Genomic DNA, 18529 nt, shown 5'->3' on the forward strand with positions numbered 1-18529 from the left:
TTTGACAAGCGTTTTCATTCTGGAAATTTCTCCAAGTATACATAAAGTGCACTGGAATTCATCTATATCATGGTTTTCTCCTGCCAGGGAGATTGATACTTCATAGACGCAAAGAGGCCATCACTCGATTAAACTCAGAGTGATGGCACCCAGATCAACATAAGAATCAGCAATCTCCTGAACTTAATTAGCCTTTAATTTAACAAATTAAACAGTAACATTTTCGAATAAATCAATTCATAGCGTTTATTTTATAACTCCCCGTAAACTTCATCTGTCACTGGTTCCAACCATTCTGGTGTACCCGCAGTGATTGCAATGTGTTCAAACCAACTATCTTTAGCGGCACCATGCCAGTGTTTTACACCATCATGTGTCACAATAACATCGCCGGCTTTTAGGAATTGAGCGGGTTTTCCTTCTTCCTGATACCAACCTTCCCCACCAGTCACTAACAACAGCTGAAATCCACCACGATGGATATGCCAGTTATTTCTGCATCCCGGTTCAAACGTTACATTCCCAACACCCACATTCACTTTGGGATCAGCAACCAAGGATTGGAGATAACTTTGCCCTATGAAATATTGCGAAAATGCTTCGTTTTTTTCTCCTACCGGGAATATCACTCCATCTTTAACTTCTTCATGTTTAGCCATTTCATTTCCTCCAATGTGATCTTATTGATTAATCCGTCCTGCTCCTATGTTGACCTAAATATGATTACACACATACGTGCGATATCGCACATTCGTGTATAATATAAAGTAATTGCACTGCCTCTGCAAGGATCAAATGAACTCGATCTGTGCCTTATGGCGCAAGAAGACAACATTTGTGCAATTACTCTCTGGAAAGAATGGTGATTACTATCGTTTCTATCACAGATCGAAGAATACTTAAGTCTCAGGAAGCGATCAAATCCGCCTTTATCAAACTCATGAACGAGAAACCTTTTGATACCATTACGATGCAAGATATCTCTGATTATGCAAATGTCGGCCGCAGAACGATATACCATCACTATTCGGACAAATTTGACTTGCTGGATAAATTAATTGAAGAACATATCGATGAACTAAGAAGATTGTGCAAGGAAGCATCCGATCTGGATTTTATAGAAAGCAATGTACTTTGGTTCGAATATTTTGAAGTTCACTATTCATTTTTCTCGGCTATGTTACTGAGTAAAGGAGCCCCTTTTTTCCGCAATCGCTTCCTGGCTCTTGTCATTGAAGAACTGGAAGATGAGGTAAATGTAACGGAGGGGAAAAATAAAGGACTAACAAAAGAAGTGATTCTCACGTTCTTTGGTACAGCAATCGTGGGTATCGTGGAATCCTATTTCACCAATGGATTACCCCGGCAACCTCATATTGTCGCAGAACAAGTAGGGATTTTATTAGAAAGGAATCTATAACATAGACTCCTCATGAACCGTTCCTTCTTGATATTCTTATCAGCTGAGGAGCGGTTTATTAATTATCATTACAAAGATTAGCGATATGTGATATGGTCAGTGAGGATATTAATAGATTCATACATACATATGTACATGAAATGTGAGGAGAAGATCGAAAGTGATAGAGAGAAATACCCTTGAGAAACCGAGTAAATTTAGTGATCCCATTTTTGTCATGCTCGTGGCAAGCCTGTGTTGCTTGTTATGGGGAAGTGCGTACCCATCCATCAAACTTGGATATATCGCGTTTAACATTCTGCCGGAAGATATTGCTTCCAAGTATGTATTTGCTGGATACCGGTTTACACTGGCGGGTATGCTGCTCTTGCTCCTGTCTCGTATCGTTAGAAAACAGAAACTCCAATTAACCAAGCCTCAGTGGACAGGCCTCATCATGTTAGGTATATTGCAAACCGGTTTGCAATATATGTTTTTCTACGTTGGCGTAGCCAATACGACAGGTGTCAAAGGCTCTATTATGAACGCAACTACGACCTTTTTCAGTGTTGTTCTGGCCCATTTCATCTATAAAAACGACAAATTAAGCAGAAATAAAATCGTTGGTTGCTTGCTTGGATTCGTTGGTGTAATCATCGTAAACTTCCATACGGATCTGCTTGCTTTTTCCTTTTCATTCACAGGCGAAGGGTTCGTTATTATAGCAGCACTTGTTTTTTCTGTTACGGCCCTTTACGCAAAACGTCTCACCGCCACCATCGATGTTCTGATCATAACAGGTGTCAGCTTATTCGTCGGGGGACTGGTACTTACGCTGTTAGGTCTATCACTCGGCGGTCGTGTCACCCATTTCACCTTGGAATCCACCAGTAACTTAATCTACCTGGCTTTGCTGTCATCTGTCGCATTTTGTCTATGGAATATGCTTCTCAAGTACAACAAGGTCGGAAGAGTGTCTGTCTATAACTTCCTAATCCCTGTATTTGGAGCTTTATTATCAGCGTTATTTCTGGGGGAAACGATCATGGAACTGAAAAATCTGGTCGCATTACTGTTCGTGTCAGTCGGCATTTATTTAGTCAATCGTGTACGTTCTGTGCAAAGCTCTAATAACACTCCAATGAAATAGACTACGCGTCCCACTTTCATGGATAACAAAAAAAGCCGCTAATTAGCGGCTTTTCATGTAAATGTGATTAAGCTATGCTTCATTTCTTTACGATGTTATACCTTAATATATATTCGTAAAGTCAATTAAGTCTTCTTCTTCCAAATAATTAAAAACTATAGTGTGCTTACCCAGCTCATATTCCATCTCATAACCACCCACAACTTCATTATAATATTCCGAGGTGGGTTTTCCCATCCATCGTTTCACATTCCATGGTGAGAGATACTGCTTTTCATTGTACAGCTGGATAACCGCAATACGTGATTTCTTGCTAAGCTCGTGCATGTATGAATCAAACCCGATGCCGAATTTAGAATAATAATAGTACGCTCCCCATTCCCCGTTTGAACGAGAATTGGGTTTCCCCAATTTTTTTTGCATTGCTTGAAGCGTCATACCAATCTTGATGTCCGTCCGGCCTGGCAACACACCCTTTAAAGCGGCTTCCTTCAGGCTTTTCAGGTAAGCGCGATCGCCAACACCCGAGTTCGGCCAAGCTTTTGAACGAAGGTTACGCGTATCTTCCAACCGCATTTCCAATTTATTCACATTCAACTTAAATGTATCAACCCCATAGACGAATTGAAGGTTGTTGTAATTTTTGAACTGCACTCGAGCACCTGAAAGAGTACGGATTCCATCATCTCTGCTTGCAGAGTAGGAATCGTCGATTTTTTCCCCCTTATTATCGACATATGTTACACGGCGCAATTCCCCGGAACGAACAATATACGTTTTCACCTCATTGAAATTAGAAGTTCCCCAATCGGTGATCATCAGCATGTCTGGTGTACTAGCCTCTTTGCTTTTCACAACAAAGTTCCAGGTTTGAGGCAAAATAATCGTACTCAGATCCAGTTTTGCTGCCTGAACAGTTCCGTATGCTGCACCTTTTTTCAGCAAGGCTGCACGATACGTTCCTGAATAACTCTTGTCGCCTTTTTTATTGTTGGTCCAACCATTTTCTTCGGTTAGTGTACTCTTCTGTTCATCATAAGCAAAAATATAAACGGTGTAAGCCGTTTGCTTGGCATCACGAAGCGTAAATGAAAGCCGGCTCATACTTTCGAGCTGTTTGGCGGAGATTTGCTCTCCTTTGGCAGCGGCATTAGGTGGTAGCAGAAGCAATGCGCTCAGAACATAGGCGATTAAGGTAAGTAAGGCCAGAGAAGCCCATTTTGCATTGTGTTTAGGGTGTATCATCGATGACTCTCCTTTGAGTAAAAAAATAAAAATCTAACATCGCTTTTCTAATATTAAACCGTGCACAATCTCAACATTCAAACAGGTACTTGCTAGAGTATAATCTTGATCAAACTATGTAATGAATTTAAGTTCATGTTCAATAAGCATATCCTCCTACTAGTACTATTTTCCTAAGAATGATAACATACCCTTTCTAATAAAGAAATAACAAACTAATTAATAGATTTCGACTCATATAACATAAAAAAGCCGCTATTTAGCGGCTCTTCAAGTAACTTCGAATACGATATGATTTACAGGCAGGAGTATACCACATTTCGTAAGCGTCGTTGAACGTACGGCTCCTGACTGTTCAGCAGGTGCTGTGCATACATGACTGTAAGCTCTGAATCCGGATCAATAATAGCCATACAACCAGCAGCGCCGCTCCATCCAAATTCGCCAATTGGACTCAGTGAGCCGCTTCCTGCTTTGGAGATATGTGTGCGAACACCCAGTCCATAGCCGTATCCATACATATGATCCCAGGAATAATCAGCACGAGTCATCTCGTTCAGGTGGTCCGTTCGCATCAGTTCCACTGAAGCTTGTGACAGAATGCGCACGCCTTCGGGACTCGTACCATGCCCAGTAAGCGCGTTCAGAAAACGTGCATAATCGCTAACGGTTGATAGCAACCCTGCACCGCCGCTTTCCAGCTCCGTACCCACACGGAATCCATTGCCGTCCAAACGTACAGCCTTTTCAAGCTCATCATTGTAAGCATACTGTGGAATCAGACGTGTCTGCTGCTCATCGTTCAGATTAAACGTTGTATCGTTCATGCCAAGGGGTCCGGTGATTTCGTCCCGCAGATACGTACCAAAGCGTTTGCCACTTACCACTTCCACCAAGGCTCCTAGCACATCATGGCACATGCTGTAATTCCAGTGTGTCCCTGGTTCAAACAGCAACGGTTCTTTCGCAAGCGCTCTCGCGAAGTCACGTGTTGGCAATGTTCCATCGGTGCTTTTTACAGCTTCTTGAATGCTTGGACAACCCACGTCATACGAGAACCCGGCAGTCATGGTGAACAAATCACGTACTGTAATGGCTCTTGTCGCCTTTTCCAGTCGGATCTCCCCGTTCGGCATCGTTTTCTTAACCGTCATCTCAGCGTACTCTGGCAGATAATCAGATAAGGGATCGCTTAACAGCATTGCCCCTTTCTCCACCAGTTGCAATCCTACCACGCAGGTCATAATTTTGGTCATGGAATATAGATTGAAGATCGCTCCATCACCGATAGGTGTTTTCTCTTCCAGATTGGCGTATCCATTACGATAATGGAAAACGGTATCATTTCGATGCATCACCAGCACCTCTGCCCACGGTATACGCCAGGATGTAATGCGGTCGATAAATGAAGCAAGCGGTTTAAAGTCCATTTTTTCCCGTCCTTCTATGTAAAATCGTTTATCATTTTGCGATGTGGTACATGTTCACTCCCACAATCGACATATTATTAATATACGACCTTTTACAACGATTGACTACCACCTATATGGCCTCAACCATCCATTTATTGACCGCCGAATTTGTATTTCATTTCGTTCATAATTTGGCAGGCAGTGTGAGATAACGTTAATCAGAAACAGTTTGAACTCCTCAATGTCTGACATCCAATCAACATCGATATTCAATTATGCAAAAAAGCCGCTATGTTCGCGGCTTACAATGGGTTCGTTTCACAGCTCGGAACCGTATGAAGTATCGCTACTACTGTACTTCTGCTCTTGCCGTGGAGACAAAGGTCATCAATTCTTCTACGGGTGTGCGAGGACGAGGTTTGGGAGCCTTGTTTGTATCAAAATACCCCAGATGAAGTGTGCCAATGATTCTCTCCCCTGCTTTTACACCTGTCTTGGCGTAGAAATCAGGGTCAAAATTATATTCATTTGTCTTCCACACTACCCCGATATCCTGCTCCCATGCCAGGAGTTGAATATTTTGAATAAGGGCAGCACTAGCCCCCACAGCATCTTCCCATACCCGTTGTCTCGGATCAGCCTCAATCACAACCAGCAGATGGGCTTGGATAGATTCGCAATAGTCCTTTTGCAACTTCTCTGTCCAGCGCTCCCGCTCATCTTTGGAAAACGTATGTAGCACCGCATCAGCAAATTGCTTCCGACCTTCTTCTACAAATAATATGAAGCGCCATGGCTCTTTACGGGAATGAACAGGTGCCCACACGGCCGCTTCCAGCAAGTGCATGATCGTTTCTTTCGCCAGCGGTTTGCCATTGAACTGACGAATGGTTCTTCGTTCACGAATGAGCTTCTCTACGACGGACGTTTCCATATGCATTAATCCTCCTGTCTAGTTTCCTTATTTATTGGGTAAGGAAATTTACCGCTTCGTCGATAATCTTGCTCTGTCCAATGGGTCCTCCCGGACCTTGGAACCACAAGCCGTAGTCAACGATGTAGACATTGTTGTTTTTAACAGCATTCAGGCTTTTCCACACTGCTGTTTTTTGCAATTCTGTCGTTTCATTCTCGTCTGATGACAACAGGAAAATATGATCCGGGTTAATCGATGGTAACGACTCCATGGAGATTACTTTCATTGAATCTGTCGGGTCAGGTATGGATACAGGAGGTGTCAAGCCTAGATCGTCGTACAGAACCTCGTAGTTTCTTTTACTGTAATAACGCACTTCTTTATCGGATAAACGCAGGAACATCACGGTCTCGTCTCCGATGGATTGCTTGATTTTCTCACGGGCTTCTGCAGCCTTCTTTTCGTATTCTTTAATGACCTGTTTGGCCTGATCCGTCTTCCCTAACATATCTCCCATATGTAACAGGCTTGTCTTCATACGAATAATACCTTGCTCGTCCTGCAGCTTCTCTGCCAGCAAGGTAGGGGCAATTTTGCTAAGGCTGTCATAGGCATCACTCATGAAATCCTGACCGATAATCAGGTCTGGCTCTGCCGCCAATATGCTTTCGTAGTTGGGATCAACCTGCCAGCCCAGATTTTCTTTTCCTTGTAGTTGATCGGACAGGTAGGTAGGAAACTGATCACTCCCCTCCTCATTACTGGATGCTGCCTGGGGTACAATACCGAGTGCTAACAAATAGTCAGTTGCAGCCGGGAACAACGAAATAATATGCTGAGGATCACCTTTGATGACAGTTTCTCCCCAAGGATGTTTAACAACACGCTCCTGTACTGCTGATTCGGTGGATTGCGCGACTTCGGTGGTTGGAGCATTGTTACCGCTTGTTCCATTACTGCTTGTTGCTGAACTGCCCTGAGAAGGGGAACAGGCTGATATTAATAATGTAAGGCTGAGCATCAAAAGCAATGCAACGGGTTTTCTCGATCTCATAGATGTAAGTGATTCTCCTTTTGAGTTGTATTGATAATAATTATCATCATCAATAGGATCATAACCGTGATGCATGGGACTGACAATGGACAATTCTGATTCTTGGATAGCATTATTCTGACCGGTTGGCATGGCGATACATTTTTGTTTGAACCGACCTGGTGAAAGGCCAACATGCTTTTTAAACAAACGATTAAAATAGATCACATCTGGAATGCCGATTGCCTCGGCAATCTTCTGAAGAGATGCATCTGTGTGCAACAGCAACTCCTTGGCTTTGTACATCCGTATCCGAGTTAAATAGGTAATCAGACTGCTGCCTGTCTCTTTCTTGAACGTTCTCGACAGATGCCCTGCACTGCAGTCCAGAAGTTCTGCGAGCGGATCGACCATAACGGGCAACATGTAGTTCTCTTGAAGATAACGAACGGCTTGAGCTACCAGATCAGGCTTGGCAGTCTCAATTCCTTGTGCACTTAACTGTCTCATTAATTCATTAATAAATTGATAAAATAATGTCTTTACCTGAAATTTCGAGAACGCATCCGTCCGTTCCCAATGTTGCTCTATTCTTTGGACTTTATCATATAAGTCAATGGGATAGCTTGGGGCGAAAGCATATTGCACGTGAAACGGGACATGTCGCCTGAGCAGAGCTTGATTCTCACGAGTATTGGATAACGACAAATTAGCCCGATAAAACATCAAATAAAATTCGAATGAATCCTCGTTCAGGGAAATATTCATCCATACCCCCTTGCCTCCATGTAAGACTTGCATCTGATCGATCGCGTACATCGTATCATCCAGTGTAATCGTTGCATTGCCGCGAACTGTATATATAAAACCGCTAATTGGAAATCGATAGGCATGGATGGGTTCGCCAGCGCGCACGACGACGTGACGCACTTCCCATATTTTAATTGAGGCCAGATTCCATAACTTCACATGCTCTTCTACGTGCATCTCTTCCTTCACCTTCCACAACCCATTAAGTTAGCAAAACATCAGCAAAATCAGCGGATATTTTCACTTTTCTCCATTCTATCGATAATCATTCTCAACTACAACATATATCTTCCTATTCGATAAAATGCTACGCACGAATAAGCCGATCCATGAAAGGATCGGCTTATGTTGTAACGTTTTAGACTTCGCCGCGTCTGTTCTCAACCGATTTCATACGGTTTTGGTCATCTGGCACTCGGTCAACACTGAACTCTTGACCAGCTTCAACCTCACCATGACCTGAAATATTTCGGGAAAAATTAGTGAACTGTCTTTTTTGATCATCCAGTTCATGTTTTTGCTTCAAAAGCTCTTGCGGGTCCTGCTTTGTCACTATGCTAACCTCCCATACATACTTGAAGTCATGCAATTTAATTCGTACTACAGAAGTTTTCCCATAAGAGAGCTGTACTTATGCATGAATATAGATGAGATGGATATCGTTCCGTTGTTAGTACAGCTAATTTATCCAGTTAAGAGACTAGTTTCAATCCCACAATACTGACGATAATCCCACTAACGATAGCCAATTTCTTTGCATTTTTGGGCTCTTTGAATACATACATCCCCAATAGTACACTGCCCGATGCCCCAATACCTGTCCAGATTCCATAACCAATGCTGATTGGGATCTCTCTCAAAGACAGGGAAAGAAAAATGAAACTTAATCCCAGAAACATAGCGAACATCAATGTATGTTTCAATTTGGTGAATCCATCTGAAAGTTTCAGAAATATTACACCACCAACTTCAAATAAACCAGCTAAGATCAAGAAAAACCAACTCATATTCTATACACCCGCCTTTGGTTTAGGTTCATTGGATACAAATTTCAGACCGATGATGCAACTGATTAATATCATGACCAGCACGATTTTGATTGCACTTACGGAGTCCCCCAAAAAAATCATTCCCACAATTGCGGTTCCAAATGAACCAAGTCCGGTAAACACCGCATACGCCGTTGATACAGGAAGTACTTTAGTGGATTTTGCAAAGAAGTAGAAGCTGCCAATCATTAAAATAACCGTGGGGATTACGATCTCGATTTTGGAAAATCCATCGGAGAATGACAAACCTAATGCCCAACCTACCTCTAAAATCCCTCCAAGAATAAGGAATAACCACGCCATAATACATTCTCCTCTTCTGCATTCATGTTGTTGTTTTGTAATCAACATTCACATTCAATAATGATAGTATTTTGTATCATTTGATATAATAATAAACCATCTTTATTTTATTTGCAAATTTAATATTCGTATCAAACTAATAAGAAAATCCGCCTGTTAAAACTCCAAGTTCCGCTGTGGACATACAAAAAAAGCCAACCAGATCCTGGTTGACCAACTACGTATAAGTTAATTTTGTTTTTCGGAATCAGTGAATATCTTTCTTTTTGAAATTGCCGCCTCTCACTTCAGCTACATCGTATACGACTACAAAAGCAGTTGGGTCAATTTCGTGAATGATATCTTTAATTTTACTCTCTTCCATCCGGTTAATGACACAAGTAATTTCCTTGAATTGCTCATTAGAGTAGCCACCGTAAGCCTCGGTATACGTTGCTCCACGGCCTAAACGGTCCCGAATGGTTTCAACCATAATCTCAGGTTGATTCGTAATAATTTTAAACGTTTTGGAGCCGCTCAAGCCCTCTTCAACAATATGTATTACTTTAGAAGCAATAAAATACGCAAGTCCTGACAAGATCGCGCCTTGCAGACCAAACACGGTAGAAACGACAATAAATACAAACATGTTGAGAAACAGGATGAGATCACTGGTTCCAAAAGGTACTTTTCGCGAAAGGAGTACAGCCAGCATATCTATGCCATCCAATGCACCGCCATTACGTAATGCAAGTCCCATACCAAAACCGATGATAATCCCGCCGACAACCGTAACAAGCAAGGTATCACCTTCAATGATGGTTGGTATATGGTGCATCAGACTGGTGCTGATTGCGAGTGAAGCAATACCGATGATCGAATATAACGCAAAGCTTTTTCCGATTTGCTTGTACCCGAGCCACACAAATGGAATGTTAATAATCCCGATGAGCATCCCCAGTGGTAATCCGAACAGCTGTGATCCTACGATACTCAGACCTGTGACACCACCATCTGAGACATTATTCGGGATCAATATGGCTTCCAGGCCATATGCCGTTATAAATCCCCCTATGATAATCAATAATACTTTGGAGAGGATCTTTAACTTGTTTGACTTTTGTTTTCTGTTTTGATGCATTGCATTTCCCCCTTGATGAACAACCGATAAAAAACAGTCTATAATAAAAATCACTGTTTTGGCAATAGATCGTCATTTGTGTGTGTTAGTTCATTGTCCGATGAGCGTTCGATACGACGAAATTTTATGCTCAAGCATCTCATCTGCTGTGTGAAGTATGTGCATCTGTTTTTGAATCGACTCTTTATGCTCCTCCAGCAGCTTTAAACGATCCGCCGCCGTATGCTCCCCTTCCTGAAACAAGGACGCATATTTCTTAATAATAGCAATGGGCATTTGAGTCTCTTTTAATTTGATCACAAATTGCAGCCACTTCAGGTGTGACTCGTTGTATCGCCTGTCTCCACTGGCATCTCGGAGAGGAGTTACAATCTGTTCCTTCTCATAATAACGCAACGTATGTGCACTGATATGGAGTAATTCTGCCACTTCACCAATGGTATGCATGGTTAACCTCCCCTCCATTTTCCCGCTTGACTTAGAGTAAGCTCTAATCAGTATAATCAACTCGTGGTCACATCACAATAAAAAATGAAATCAGATCCAGGAGGAATTCCCATGAAATATACAGTGATTACCGGTGCCAGTTCAGGCATTGGATATGAAGCGGCTTTAGCTTTTGCAGCTCGTGACAAAAATATAATTCTGGCAGCACGCAGAACCGATGAATTGGACAAGTTAAAAGCAAAAGTAGCTGAAATCAATCCTGCTCTGGATGTTGTCATTCGTACAGTGGATTTGTCCATTGCCGCTAATGTGCATGAATTCTATGAGAGTCTTCACGCTTACTCCATTGAGACGTGGATTAACAACGCCGGATTCGGAAATTTTGCTTCCGTGGGCGAACAACATCTGCCCAAGATTGAACAGATGCTTCATCTAAATATAGAAGCTCTTACGATTCTTTCTTCCCTGTATGTACGTGATTATGCAGATGTTGATGGCACACAGATCATTAATATCTCCTCTGGTGGTGGATATACGATTGTAGCCGATGCAGTAACCTACTGCGCAACCAAGTTCTATGTAAGTGCCTTTACGGAAGGACTTGCGCAAGAGTTAAAAGGTAAGAACGCAGCGATGCAAGCCAAGGTTCTCGCACCGGCTGCAACCGAGACAGAATTTGCGAAACATTCTTTTAATGTAGATGAGTTTGAATATGAAGGCAGAGTTCCCAAGTTCCATACGGCGGAACAAATGGCTGGATTTTTGCTAGAGTTGTATGACAGTGAAAGTGTAGTCGGCATTGTGGATGGGTTGACGTATGACTTTGAACTAAGAGAACCGATCTTTCCATACGCTGCGAGAGCATCCTCGAAACCACAAAATTAACCCAAAAACTGAAGTCGAAGCTAAGTCGGCTTAATACCGGAAAACATTCACCTAACCCCACTGATAAACATCATTGAATCTAATCGTTAAACTTCAGTTAACGTTAAAAAGGGAACCTGTCTCCAGGTTCCCTTTTTTGTATTTATTTTCAATTCTATATTAATACTTACTATATAATGAAGTAATTATGCCAGCCTCATTTTGAAATCCTGATATCCGAATTCACGGACAACTTCACAATCGCCGTCTTTTCTTTTGACTGCAATCGCTGGAAGCGGCATGCCGTTGAACGTATTGGTTTTCACCATGGAGTAAATCGCCATGTCTTCGAATACCAGACGGTCGCCTTCTTGCAAAGGCTGATCGAATGAATAATCCCCAATCACGTCACCAGACAGACAGGTTTGTCCACCTAGACGATACAGATGAGCCTTCTCACCCACTTCTCCCGAACCGATGAGCGGCGGGCGATATGGCATTTCCAGCACATCCGGCATATGACACGTAGCTGAAGTATCCAGAATAGCGATGTCCATACCGTTTTTATGGAAGTCCAGCACAGAGGTCACCAGATAACCCGCGTTCAGCGCAACAGCTTCTCCCGGCTCCAGATATACTTCCAGGCCATAATCATTCTGCATACGTTTGATGCATGCTTCCAGTCTTGGAATATCATAATCTTCACGTGTGATATGGTGCCCACCGCCGAAGTTGATCCATTCCATTTGTGGCAACCATTGTCCGAATTTATCGACCACTGCATTCAGCGTAGTCTCCAGATCATCGGAGTTTTGCTGACACAGTGTGTGGAAGTGAAGTCCGGAGACACCTTCCAACAAGTCTGCATCGAAATCCTCCAGTTTCGCACCAAAACGCGAACCCGGAGAACACGGATCGTAGATCTCATGTCCTTCTTGAGTAGAGCATTCAGGGTTGACGCGCAAGCCGACCTTACGGCCAGCTTGAAGCGCCTTATCCTTGAATTTTGCAAGCTGTGAAAATGAGTTGAAAATAATGTGGTCGCAGATAGAGATAATCTCGTCGATCTCTTCTGCACGATATGCTGGAGCAAAGACATGATTCTCTTTGCCCATTTCCTCATGGCCCAGACGCGCTTCATACAAACCGCTCGCCGTTGCACCGCTCAGGTATTCTCCAATCAGCGGATACATCGCAGTCATGGAGAATGCTTTTTGAGCCAGCACGATTTTGGCACCTGTACGCTGCATAACACCGTTCAGGATTTTCAGGTTTTTCTCAATAAGCGCCTCGTCAACAACAAAACATGGTGTCGGTAATTGCTCGAACCGCATTTTAGCGAACAAGCTCCGATTCTTTAACTTCTTCTGGCAGCTCATCAACGAGTACCGGGTTGAAGTCTTCTACCCATGGGAGGCCCCATTTGTTCAACTCTTCCATGAATGGATCTGGGTTGAACTCTTCTACATTATATACGCCTGGTTTGTTCCATTTGCCTGTCATGACCATTGCTGCACCGATCATTGCTGGAACGCCTGTAGTGTAAGAGATCGCTTGGGAACCCACTTCTTTATAACACTCTTGGTGATCACAGATATTGTAAACATAATATGTTTTGTCTTTGCCGTCTTTTTTACCTTTGAAAATACAACCGATGTTTGTTTTACCTACAGTACGTGGTCCAAGGGATGCTGGATCAGGCAGTACTGCTTTCAGGAATTGCAGTGGAATAATTTGTTTACCTTCATATTCAATAGGCTCAATTGAAGTCATGCCTACATTTTCAAGAGCTTTCAAGTGAGTCAGGTAGCTTTGACCAAATGTCATGAAGAAACGGATACGTTTCAGACCTGGCATGTTTTTTGCCAAAGATTCCAGTTCCTCATGATACAACAGGTACATGTCTTTCTCGCCAACTTCTTTGAAGTCGTAGACACGTTTGATTTCCATCGGCTTCGTTTCGATCCATTCACCATTTTCCCAATATTTTCCGTTCGCAGATACTTCGCGAATGTTGATCTCAGGGTTGAAGTTGGTTGCGAACGGATAGCCATGGTCGCCGCCATTGCAGTCCAGAATGTCGATGTACTCAATTTCGTCAAAGTAGTGCTTCAGGGCATAAGCGGAGAATACGCCAGTCACACCTGGGTCAAATCCACTACCGAGCAATGCAGTGATGCCTGCTTGTTCAAAACGCTCTTTGTAATCCCATTGCCAGCTGTATTCAAACTTCGCTGTATCATGTGGCTCATAGTTAGCTGTGTCCATGTAATTTGTTTTAGTTGCAAGACAAGCATCCATGATTGTCAGATCTTGATACGGCAAAGCGAGGTTCATAACGATATCCGGTTTAACTTCGTTGATCAGAGCGATCAGTTCGTCAACATTGTCAGCATCAACTTGTGCTGTTGTAATTTTTGTTTTTCCGCCGTCCAGCTTGGCTTTGAGTTCATCACATTTTGATTTTGTACGACTCGCGATGCAGATTTCCTCAAAAACTTCGCTGTTTTGAACGCATTTGTGTACTGCCACGGAAGCAACGCCGCCGGCGCCGATGATTAGTGCTTTTCCCATTTTACATTCTCCTATCCCAATATGTATTTTTTTTAAAATTGGTTTAATACGGTGACAACAAGACAACAAAAAAAGCAAGGTGAAAAATGCTCGCAATCGCGCATCATCACACTTGCTTATCGATATACATCATAAAAAAGACGTGAAGTCTCCATGACCAAAAAAGTTCACAAGAACTCCTTTGGCGGAAAGCTTCTTCATGTATATCAATATTGGATCAGAGTCTATATAGCAAATAATTCGCCTTTACCACTCTTATTGACCGTTTCACAAGTTGATGTGCAATTGCACTGGTTGTAAAGTAACCAACTTATAAAATTTGAGCTTTGAACTCAATCAATAAAGCAACATAAGTTGCCAATCGGCGTTTGACCCGGCTGTCCGTATGGCCTTAACTTCCTGGTGAAGTGGTCAAAATTATCTGCTGGAAAGCTCTAATTCATATTGATAAATTAACTTCCCAAAATCACAGGTCTTACACTATCAGACGTCGAAAAAAAAATCAAGCAATAATTTAAAATTAATTTTTTGATCTGATTACGCGTTGGAATGAAATTGATATCCTTCGAAAACTTTTAAGCCTTCTGTGTTAAGTAATTTCCCTGTTACTTCAGGCTTTTGAGGACTTTTGTCGAATACTTCTTCACACGAGATCATGATGTTGCCGCCAGCAATTTCCGCTAATTGATAATGAGCCGAATGGTTCGTTTCCTTCTTTGCGAGCTTGCAGAGCAATCTCAATGGCTTTATGCATGAATTGTTCATCTTTATTCATAAGGTTTACCTCCACCACAAAAATTATGTATCCCACTTTATCTTTTACATTAAGCAGTGTTCAATCCATTAATATGTTTCTTGTTCATTCCATTCTATCATCTATACAAATAAAGAGTATGACGATAATTCGTCATACTCCAATGGGTCACACTAAGTGTATCTATTAAAATTTCACAGGCAGTGCTGCCAATCCCTGTGATGACAAAGCAGAGTGCCAATGAATCTCTTCCTGAGGAATACTGAGCTGAATATCCGGTAGCCGACGTAAAAGCGTAGTAAACGCCACGTCCCCTTCTACACGAGCAAGTGGAGCGCCAAGACACATATGGATGCCGTGTCCAAAGGCCAAATGCCGTTTTATTTTGCGTTCGATATCCAACTCTTCGGGGTCAGTGAACTGCTGCTCGTCCCGATTCGCTGATTTCAGAAGGGGAATCACAACATCTCCCTTTTGAATCAATTGTCCATCGAGCTCCGTGTCCTGTGTTGCATAACGAGGACCTGAGGAAGTCGCGGGTCCGTTATATCGTAGCAACTCCTCCACCGCAGAAGGAACCAGATTCAGATCTTGTTTCAGTTGTTCCAGTTGTTCGGGATGGGTCAGAAGAAGATAAGAACCAGTTGCAATCAGATTGGAAGTTGTCTCATGTCCGGCAAATATCAATAACGTGATCATGGATATTAATTCATCTTCATTCAGTCGATCCCCCTCTTCCTCAATCGCAATCAATTGACTGATGAGGTCATCTGAAGGTTCTACTCGTTTGTTCGCCACAAGTTGTGAGGTGTACTCTGCGAATGATCGCAAGTGCTGCGCTACGGCAGGGTCCTGTTTACCAAAACCAAGACCTTTTGCAATGGCTTCAGACCATACATGGATCTGAGGTCGGTCTTCCTGAGGTATACCCAACATCTCGGAAATAACGTTGATTGGGAAAGGATAGGCATAGTCTTTTACAAGATCCATCTCTCCTTTTCCTTCGAATTGGTCAATCAACTCATCGGCAATTTCCTGGACGCGTGGACGCAGGCTTTCCATATATCTTGGCGTGAACGCTTTGGAAACCAGGCTACGCAGTCTTCGGTGATCCGGTTCATCAACAAAGAGCATCGACTTTCCGGTAAAAAAGGTCTGGGGTTCCGATGAACCAAGCTCACCTGAGAGATTCTTTCGAATATCATTGCCACTATTAATAGAGTTCATATCTACCGTAAATCGAGAGTGATCTTTCAGCACTTCCATGGCGACGTCCATCCGAGTTACAATCCAGGTTTGCCCTGCTCCACCCATTGGATTAGGAATAGGGACAACGGAACCTTTGGCACGCATCTGTGCAAACATGGCAAATGGATCTTTACTATTTTCTTCGCTAAACAAATTAAATTCTACTTTTTCTGATGTCTGGTTATTCGAGTTATTCATATAAATCTTCCTTTCGAAGTGAAGTTATTCAAATCTATGGAAATATATGTTCATTCCGATTATATACTACTCGTATATTTAATTTCAAATATCATAGTTTAAACAGCATAAAACAACTGTTATAACAACAATTAATTAATATACTAATAGTATATTAATTAATAACTAGAAGCATAAAAAAGCAAAAAAAAGAGGTCGGCTACGAGCCAACCCCCATATTAATTACGTTGCTTCACTAGTTCCAAATACCACCAACAGGCTTCGGTCAGTCTATTGGCTTCAGATTGAAACGCGCTGGATTTGTACTCTTTGTGAAACGCTTGAAGCACCACTTCGATTACAGGAATATTTAAATCCTCTTGATCTTGTAATAGCGCTAAAAGCCCCTTCGAAAGTTGCTTGAATGATGCAGATTCCTTGGATTTTTGTACACGGTTGTTGAACTCATCAAATTCGATCAATATATTATCGATGTCCAGACCCATATCATGGTTACGCTCATCGGCATTCAGGAAATAGAGAGACTGAAAGTCGAAAATATGTTCATTTCTCTGATGCATTGTTCTTAGGATCACTTCAATGTACGTTAATACTTTGGGAACCACTTCGCTCCATACCGGTTTTTGCGTATTTAGACTTCTTGATGTGTTGGCAATCTGATGTAATATGCCGTAGCACAATATGGCCCCTTCGTTGGCATATAAGCTAATATCGTTCCCGTAAACCTGAATCAAGCGTGTGGACAGCCATTTTAGGTGAACTGTAGCCAGTTTGGCTGAGTTGATCTCCCCGGAATAAAAACCCGTCCAATATAATTCCCATACTCGCTCTTTATTAGGTACAGACATAGGAATCGCAATCTGATCTACGAGCAGGTCATAATCCGATGTATAGTGATTTTGTTCAAGCTCTTTACGAATGAAAACATCCTCTTGCATACGCTGATCAATAATAGAATATAAACAGTCTTCTTTGGAACTGAAGAATTTGTAGAATGTGCCTTTGGATACACCCGATTGATCCAAGATCATCTGGATTGTTGTATTTGCATAGCTGTGCTCTAAAAATAGTGCAAGTGCTGTTTCCAATAAACTTTGTTTACGACTACTCATATCTCGTTATCGCCCCAAGTTTTTCTATTGATTTTAACATTCATTCCTCAGGAGTTGAAGCATTGATTCGCAGTATAGCTGTCATATAAAATAATTGCACAATGAGTAAATTTGCACAATGGGCAACTTGTTTGTTATGATAAACCTCACAAAGTGCATATTCAGTATGTGTGCTCTTCTTAAAAGAATTAAACCATAGTCATTGGTGTTGGAGGTGAACGCATAAGCGGAGAATAATGATCAAACGAAACTTGAGACATTTGAAGAAAGAAGCAACTGAAAAAGCACTTGCTAGTGCAGCATTTGAACTTACCCTTGAACATGGGCTTGATGGCTTTACGGTCGAAGATATCGTGCATCAGGTGGGTTGTTCCCGCAGAACATTTGCAAACTACTTCACATGTAAAGAAGAAGCCGTAGCAAGAGGCGCAATATCCGTTCAGAATACAACGGAACTCGAAGAGTTACTTACCGAATTGCCCGACAACGTCTCCTTGCTTGACGTACTGTATAACCTGATCAAGATGCAGCTTACAACAGAACTAATAGGAAGACTTCATCAGCTACTATCGCTATCCCAGACCTATCCCGTGCTTGAACCGCATTACCTTGGAGCCATGCACCGGATGCAGACGCAGGCACAAGATACCTTATTAGACTTATCTAACGGGAAGTATGACGAGATCTATACTTATCTTTTGATCAACGCACTATATGGAACAATACTGCCATTAATTGATGGAAGACTCAATGTGTTACTGCCCGGACAAGTCATTACTGAAGATACCAAGCCCGGTGTTTTAACATTCGATCAATTTTTGGAAACCACGTTTAATCATTTACGGGCAGGATTTGAACATGCCAACCATCCACATTCATCATAGAGGAGTGTAAA

The 18529-nt window shown here is 42.2% G+C and carries 19 protein-coding genes; 4 read left to right on the forward strand and 15 right to left on the reverse strand.

The annotated features are described in order from the left end of the window. Nucleotides 1-251 precede the first annotated feature (251 nt). Nucleotides 252-659 (reverse strand): cupin domain-containing protein, encoded by a 408-nt coding sequence (locus MKY28_RS11425; protein ID WP_076253026.1) that lies wholly within the window; start codon nucleotides 657-659, stop codon nucleotides 252-254. A gap of 281 nt (nucleotides 660-940) precedes the next feature. Here MKY28_RS11425 and MKY28_RS11430 point away from each other — a divergent pair, with 281 nt between their 5' ends. Both MKY28_RS11430 and MKY28_RS11435 read left to right on the forward strand, forming a co-directional pair. Next, nucleotides 941-1420: a TetR/AcrR family transcriptional regulator gene (locus tag MKY28_RS11430; RefSeq protein WP_445670894.1), complete on the forward strand. Its 480-nt coding sequence runs from the start codon at nucleotides 941-943 to the stop codon at nucleotides 1418-1420. A gap of 160 nt (nucleotides 1421-1580) precedes the next feature. After that, a complete protein-coding gene (locus MKY28_RS11435) occupies nucleotides 1581-2549 on the forward strand; it encodes a DMT family transporter (RefSeq protein ID WP_340936012.1) in 969 nt (322 codons plus the stop codon). Nucleotides 2550-2651: 102 nt separating this feature from the next. On the opposite strand, the gene MKY28_RS11440 is transcribed toward MKY28_RS11435, so the two are convergent. From MKY28_RS11440 to MKY28_RS11480, 9 genes are all read right to left on the reverse strand, one after another. Beyond that, the gene (locus MKY28_RS11440; protein WP_340936013.1) at nucleotides 2652-3794 is read right to left on the reverse strand and encodes a DUF4309 domain-containing protein; all 1143 of its coding nucleotides are present in this window, start codon (nucleotides 3792-3794) and stop codon (nucleotides 2652-2654) included. A gap of 296 nt (nucleotides 3795-4090) precedes the next feature. Then, entirely contained in the window at nucleotides 4091-5224 is a 1134-nt protein-coding gene (locus tag MKY28_RS11445) for a serine hydrolase domain-containing protein (protein ID WP_340936014.1), read from the reverse strand. A gap of 331 nt (nucleotides 5225-5555) precedes the next feature. Next, entirely contained in the window at nucleotides 5556-6140 is a 585-nt protein-coding gene (locus MKY28_RS11450; RefSeq protein ID WP_340904538.1) for a nitroreductase family protein, read from the reverse strand. 31 nt (nucleotides 6141-6171) lie between these two features. Beyond that, nucleotides 6172-8124, reverse strand: coding sequence for an AraC family transcriptional regulator (locus MKY28_RS11455; protein WP_340936015.1), 1953 nt, complete (start codon nucleotides 8122-8124; stop codon nucleotides 6172-6174). Nucleotides 8125-8323: 199 nt separating this feature from the next. Further along, nucleotides 8324-8518, reverse strand: a complete 195-nt coding sequence (locus MKY28_RS11460) for a hypothetical protein (protein ID WP_245838061.1) — start codon at nucleotides 8516-8518, stop codon at nucleotides 8324-8326. A gap of 139 nt (nucleotides 8519-8657) precedes the next feature. Beyond that, nucleotides 8658-8972 (reverse strand): DMT family transporter, encoded by a 315-nt coding sequence (locus MKY28_RS11465; RefSeq protein ID WP_100526216.1) that lies wholly within the window; start codon nucleotides 8970-8972, stop codon nucleotides 8658-8660. Nucleotides 8973-8975: 3 nt separating this feature from the next. Beyond that, complete coding sequence (locus tag MKY28_RS11470) at nucleotides 8976-9317, reverse strand: DMT family transporter (RefSeq protein ID WP_076327622.1); 342 nt, start codon at nucleotides 9315-9317, stop codon at nucleotides 8976-8978. Between the two features lie 247 nt (nucleotides 9318-9564). Continuing rightward, complete coding sequence (locus tag MKY28_RS11475) at nucleotides 9565-10437, reverse strand: YitT family protein (protein WP_017688526.1); 873 nt, start codon at nucleotides 10435-10437, stop codon at nucleotides 9565-9567. A 90-nt stretch (nucleotides 10438-10527) separates the two neighbouring features. Continuing rightward, complete coding sequence (locus tag MKY28_RS11480; protein ID WP_340936016.1) at nucleotides 10528-10884, reverse strand: MerR family transcriptional regulator; 357 nt, start codon at nucleotides 10882-10884, stop codon at nucleotides 10528-10530. Between the two features lie 111 nt (nucleotides 10885-10995). Between MKY28_RS11480 and MKY28_RS11485 the strand changes: the two genes are divergently transcribed. Further along, nucleotides 10996-11769: an SDR family NAD(P)-dependent oxidoreductase gene (locus MKY28_RS11485; protein WP_340936017.1), complete on the forward strand. Its 774-nt coding sequence runs from the start codon at nucleotides 10996-10998 to the stop codon at nucleotides 11767-11769. 185 nt (nucleotides 11770-11954) lie between these two features. Here MKY28_RS11485 and nspC read toward each other — a convergent pair whose 3' ends face one another. The 5 genes from nspC to MKY28_RS11510 form a co-directional block, all read right to left on the reverse strand. Next, nucleotides 11955-13082, reverse strand: a complete 1128-nt coding sequence (gene nspC / locus MKY28_RS11490) for a carboxynorspermidine decarboxylase (RefSeq protein ID WP_340937910.1) — start codon at nucleotides 13080-13082, stop codon at nucleotides 11955-11957. Between the two features lies 1 nt (nucleotide 13083). Then, complete coding sequence (locus tag MKY28_RS11495) at nucleotides 13084-14322, reverse strand: saccharopine dehydrogenase family protein (protein ID WP_036616010.1); 1239 nt, start codon at nucleotides 14320-14322, stop codon at nucleotides 13084-13086. A gap of 643 nt (nucleotides 14323-14965) precedes the next feature. Then, nucleotides 14966-15097 (reverse strand): hypothetical protein, encoded by a 132-nt coding sequence (locus tag MKY28_RS11500; protein ID WP_340936018.1) that lies wholly within the window; start codon nucleotides 15095-15097, stop codon nucleotides 14966-14968. A gap of 165 nt (nucleotides 15098-15262) precedes the next feature. Further along, nucleotides 15263-16522: a cytochrome P450 family protein gene (locus MKY28_RS11505; protein ID WP_340936019.1), complete on the reverse strand. Its 1260-nt coding sequence runs from the start codon at nucleotides 16520-16522 to the stop codon at nucleotides 15263-15265. Between the two features lie 218 nt (nucleotides 16523-16740). Beyond that, the gene (locus MKY28_RS11510; protein ID WP_036616015.1) at nucleotides 16741-17634 is read right to left on the reverse strand and encodes a TetR/AcrR family transcriptional regulator; all 894 of its coding nucleotides are present in this window, start codon (nucleotides 17632-17634) and stop codon (nucleotides 16741-16743) included. A 236-nt stretch (nucleotides 17635-17870) separates the two neighbouring features. Between MKY28_RS11510 and MKY28_RS11515 the strand changes: the two genes are divergently transcribed. Next, nucleotides 17871-18518 carry a TetR/AcrR family transcriptional regulator gene (locus MKY28_RS11515; RefSeq protein WP_076253018.1) on the forward strand — a complete coding sequence of 216 codons (648 nt, stop codon included), beginning with the start codon at nucleotides 17871-17873 and terminating at the stop codon, nucleotides 18516-18518. Nucleotides 18519-18529 lie beyond the last annotated feature (11 nt).

It is taken from the genome of Paenibacillus sp. FSL R5-0473, assembly GCF_038004565.1.
Classification (GTDB): Bacteria; Bacillota; Bacilli; order Paenibacillales; family Paenibacillaceae; genus Paenibacillus; species Paenibacillus amylolyticus.

Coding starts and splice junctions, on each gene's coding strand:
- MKY28_RS11465 (WP_100526216.1), bottom strand. CDS start 8,972: ATGAGTTGGTTTTTCTTGATCTTAGCTGGTTTATTTGAAGTTGGTGGT.
- MKY28_RS11445 (WP_340936014.1), bottom strand. CDS start 5,224: ATGGACTTTAAACCGCTTGCTTCATTTATCGACCGCATTACATCCTGG.
- MKY28_RS11515 (WP_076253018.1), top strand. CDS start 17,871: ATGATCAAACGAAACTTGAGACATTTGAAGAAAGAAGCAACTGAAAAA.
- MKY28_RS11480 (WP_340936016.1), bottom strand. CDS start 10,884: ATGCATACCATTGGTGAAGTGGCAGAATTACTCCATATCAGTGCACAT.
- MKY28_RS11510 (WP_036616015.1), bottom strand. CDS start 17,634: ATGAGTAGTCGTAAACAAAGTTTATTGGAAACAGCACTTGCACTATTT.
- MKY28_RS11450 (WP_340904538.1), bottom strand. CDS start 6,140: ATGGAAACGTCCGTCGTAGAGAAGCTCATTCGTGAACGAAGAACCATT.
- MKY28_RS11485 (WP_340936017.1), top strand. CDS start 10,996: ATGAAATATACAGTGATTACCGGTGCCAGTTCAGGCATTGGATATGAA.
- MKY28_RS11470 (WP_076327622.1), bottom strand. CDS start 9,317: ATGGCGTGGTTATTCCTTATTCTTGGAGGGATTTTAGAGGTAGGTTGG.
- MKY28_RS11495 (WP_036616010.1), bottom strand. CDS start 14,322: ATGGGAAAAGCACTAATCATCGGCGCCGGCGGCGTTGCTTCCGTGGCA.
- MKY28_RS11505 (WP_340936019.1), bottom strand. CDS start 16,522: ATGAATAACTCGAATAACCAGACATCAGAAAAAGTAGAATTTAATTTG.
- nspC (WP_340937910.1), bottom strand. CDS start 13,082: ATGCGGTTCGAGCAATTACCGACACCATGTTTTGTTGTTGACGAGGCG.
- MKY28_RS11475 (WP_017688526.1), bottom strand. CDS start 10,437: ATGCATCAAAACAGAAAACAAAAGTCAAACAAGTTAAAGATCCTCTCC.
- MKY28_RS11430 (WP_445670894.1), top strand. CDS start 941: ATGAACGAGAAACCTTTTGATACCATTACGATGCAAGATATCTCTGAT.
- MKY28_RS11440 (WP_340936013.1), bottom strand. CDS start 3,794: ATGATACACCCTAAACACAATGCAAAATGGGCTTCTCTGGCCTTACTT.
- MKY28_RS11425 (WP_076253026.1), bottom strand. CDS start 659: ATGGCTAAACATGAAGAAGTTAAAGATGGAGTGATATTCCCGGTAGGA.
- MKY28_RS11500 (WP_340936018.1), bottom strand. CDS start 15,097: ATGAATAAAGATGAACAATTCATGCATAAAGCCATTGAGATTGCTCTG.